Annotated in this window: 2 protein-coding genes; both read right to left on the reverse strand. The window is 53.0% G+C overall.

All coding sequences use genetic code 11. From position 1 onward, the window contains the following. Positions 1–24 precede the first annotated feature (24 nt). On the reverse strand, positions 25–1,020 hold the full coding sequence (nuoH, locus tag Q0369_RS06310; protein ID WP_298097480.1) for an NADH-quinone oxidoreductase subunit NuoH: 996 nt from the start codon (positions 1,018–1,020) through the stop codon (positions 25–27). After that, on the reverse strand, positions 1,017–3,725 hold the full coding sequence (locus Q0369_RS06315; RefSeq protein ID WP_298097483.1) for an NADH-quinone oxidoreductase subunit G: 2,709 nt from the start codon (positions 3,723–3,725) through the stop codon (positions 1,017–1,019). Before Q0369_RS06315 ends, nuoH begins: the two co-directional genes overlap by 4 nt. Positions 3,726–3,744 lie beyond the last annotated feature (19 nt).

The raw sequence follows: 3,744 nt of genomic DNA on the forward strand, positions 1-3,744 counted from the left end.
GCGTATCTTGCCATCGTACCCTCCTTAAACGATCGCTAGCGCGGTAATTAGCACGCAAGCAAGAGCTAACGGCATGCAGACTTTCCAGCAAAGCCCCATCAGCTGATCGGGGCGCAGATGCGGCCACGCCGCGCGCGCCCATAGGAAGCAGAAAAACACGAGGCTTGATTTTAATACCATCATGACGCCGCCGGGGATAAACCAAAACGCGTTAAATCCGCCTAAAAACAGTAGCGTCGTAGCGACGGAGTAGGTTATGATATTGGCGTATTCGCCGATAAAAAACATACCCCAGCGCATACCCGAATATGCCGTACCAGCGCCCGCTACGATCTCGGTTTCATTTTCGGTGAGGCATAGCGGCGTGCGGTTGCACTCTACAAAGGCTGCGATGAGAAAGAGCGCGAAGCAGACGGGCTCTTTCCAGATAAACCACTTATCAATGCCGCCGCTTTGCGCGCTTACGATGTCGATGAGAGAGAGCGAGCCCGTGATCATCACGATAGGGATCAGGCTAAGGCCGTTTATCACCTCAAAGCAGGTGATCTGCAAAAACGCGCGAAACGCGCCTATCGTGCCCCATTTATTGTAGCTCGCAAGCCCTCCGATCAGTAGACCATAAACGCAGGTGCCGCTAGCTCCGAGCAGGAATAAAATTCCCACATTTATATCGCTTAAAATCGGCTGTATCGTCCGCCCGCCGATCGTAAACTCCGGCAGCAGCGGCACTACCGAAAGCGCTACGAAAGCGCCCGTAGCCGAGATTATCGGTGCTATTTTAAAAAGAAGCTTATTCGCCCGCGCAGGGATCGCGTCCTCTTTAGTAAAAAGCTTTATCATGTCCGCGCCAACCTGCAAAAGCCCCGCAGGTCCGACCATAGAAGGTCCGATCCTGCGCTGCATAAAGGCAAGCACCTTGCGCTCGGCGTAGGTCGCAAGCCCCGAGAGCAGCGCGATGACGGCTAAAATCACGAGCGCCTTTAAGACGGTGGCTACGAAATAAAATGCACTATCGCTCATCTGCCCTCTCCTTTGGAATTTGAAATTTTCTCGATTTTCACGCTTGCATAGCGCGAGGTTTTGAAAAATATCTCGCCGCGAAGCTTCTCGTCAAAATACGGCAGATACGCCCCGCTAAAGCCTGGATCGATCTTTACGCTAGCGACGATTTCGCGCTTTAAGCTTACGAGCCCAGTTGCGCCGCTTTCGCCATTTTCATTACCGGCGGCATCGGCTTTGCGAGCACCCCTTGCACGATCCGCTTTTTTTACATGGCTAGCGCCGTCCTTGTCGCTTTCATTATCAGCAGCACTCGTTTTGCCCGCGCCGCTAGTTTTTTCATCATTGCTCGCGCCGTCTGCTTGGTAAATTTTAACGACGTCACCTGCGCTTACGCCCAGAGCTTCGGCGATGCCGGGGCTTAGATACAGCGCGCCCGCTTCGCCCAGCCCGCTGCTTGCGCCGCTAAATTTATTAAATTGATGCAGCGGGTTTGCCTCATAGATTAAAATTTCGCCTGCGCCCGCGCTAAGCGGCACGGAAAGTGAAATTTCAAACTCCTCCTCGCTAGCGGTGAGCTCCTCGTTTCGCAGCTCATATCCGCGGTGGTTTGCGCCGCCGTTGTCATAGAAATTTTCTAAATCGTCAAATTTAATCGGCTCAAAATCCGCGCCCAAGCTAGGCGTATAGCCAATCGCATTCTCCGCGCAAACCCCAAGCACACAGGCGATGTCGTTTAGCTCGTATCCGCCGTAATCAAGCGCCGCATTGGTAGGCACTACGCGCTTGTCGTAGTTCGTAAACGTGCCCTCCTGCTGCACCAAGCTAGGCGCGTCCAGATCCGCTTCCAACACGCCGAAGCTAATATCGCCCGCTTCGTTGTAGCCTAGCGTCTCGCCCGCGCTCATTTGCGCGCTAAGCTCACAGATGAGCGCGACGCCTAGACTGTTCGTGCGCGGCGGCACCACTAGTACTTTAAATGGCGTGTAGCGCTGCACCAAGCCCGCTAGACGCGCAAGCATGGCGCTATTTGGCGTGCGGATAAAATCCTCGCCGATGATAAGCGAAAAACGCTCCTTTTTAGCCAAAATTTCATCTATTTTTTGCTCGTCCAGACCTAGCGCGCGGGCAAAATTTGAAATTTTACTTTCCGCAGGATTTTCGGAATTCTGCACGGAATTTTTTGCGGAATTTTCAGCGTTGCCGTCCGCGCTTGCGGAATTTTCAGCACCGCTCGCACTCGCAACGTTCTTAGTGCCATTTACCTCCGTAGAATTCTCAGGATTTTGCGAACCCGCGGATTTCTCATCTAAATTTTGCTTCGCCGCGGCATGCGAAATTTCAAATTCCGCCGCGAGTTTCGCATCCAGCCACTCAGGCAGATCGCGCCCGAACTTTTGCAAGATCCAAAGCAGGATCTGTGCCTCTAAGCCCGCAGCGTGCGGTTGATGGATGAAATTTTTGCCAAAACTCTTAATGCCCTCGTCGCAAAACGGATGAAAATAGATCCCGCTTGCCTTATTTAGCTTACAGGCGCTGTTTACCGCATAGCCCAGATTTGGCGCGTCGCTGCGCAAAAACGTGCCGCAAACTACGATGAAATCGCTGTTTTTAACCGTCTGCAAATCCGCATTATAAAATTTCGTGCCGCTAAATTTGGAAAATTCGCGCAGGAATTTTTGATACGCAAGCGCTTCGTCGTTAATCAGAGCGAGCTTAAATTTTTGCCGCAAAAGCTCTAAAATCCGCGCCTCTTCGTTGGTGATGAAGCTATTAAATTTGATATTTTTGATCTCGCCGTCCTCGATGCCGCGCACGATGCGGTTAAAAACCGCTTCGTTTTTGCTCGCCCGCTCGTTTGAAAAATCCCAGCCGAAGCGCGCTCCCGCATGCAGGACGCTGAAATTTATGTCGCTACTAACGCGATAAATTCTTTCACGTGCGTCGCCTATGCCGCGGCGCTTGATCTCGTAATAAAGCAGTTCGCAGTCGCTGCTGTGCGGATTGGAAGCGGGGATTTGGCGCAGCTCCCAAGCGTTTGAAACGTATTTAAACGCGCTCTCCACCAAAGCTCCCGTCGGGCAGACCGCCGCGCTCTCGCCGTAGTTTACGCAATCATCATTTTCATTTACCCGCGCGATTAGGCTTTTTTGCAGCTTGTTCCACACGGCGTAGGCGTCTTTTGGCATCGCGTCCTTTTGCTCCTTACTCGGCGCGTCTCCGCCGCGCGGAACGAGCTTAAACGCATCTACGCCCAAGCGATCTTTCGCGGCGGTGATACAGCGCTCGCAGACGATGCAAAGGCTAGGATCGTAGCTCAAATACCCCCAATCCTGCACCTCGCGCGCCGTATCGCGAATAGCGTAGCTTTGGATATTTGTGCGCATCAGATGGGCTAAATTTTGAAGCTCGCACTCGCCGCTTTGATCGCAAACTCCGCACGCCATCGGATGGTTGATGCAATAAACCTGCGTGATCGCCTCGCGCTCGGCGTCGATCTCGGGGCTGCGGCTGTAAATGACCATGCCGTCCTTAGCCTTGGCGTTGCAGCTATAGACGCGCTTGCCGTCCGCTTCGACCATACAAAGCCTGCATGCGAGCGTCGGCGTACCGCCGCTTAGATAACAAAGCGCAGGGATAAAAACGCCGCAGCGACGCGCGACCTGCAAGATATACTCGCCCTCGTCGCACTCGCAAGCTTTACCGTCGATCGTGATCTTTGCCATTTTAAACCTTAGAAATTTC

The organism is uncultured Campylobacter sp. (assembly GCF_938030685.1).
Classification (GTDB): domain Bacteria; phylum Campylobacterota; class Campylobacteria; order Campylobacterales; family Campylobacteraceae; genus Campylobacter_B.

Excerpts from the sequence above, each read along its gene's own strand:
- nuoH (WP_298097480.1), bottom strand. The coding sequence starts at position 1,020 with ATGAGCGATAGTGCATTTTATTTCGTAGCCACCGTCTTAAAGGCGCTC.
- Q0369_RS06315 (WP_298097483.1), bottom strand. The coding sequence starts at position 3,725 with ATGGCAAAGATCACGATCGACGGTAAAGCTTGCGAGTGCGACGAGGGC.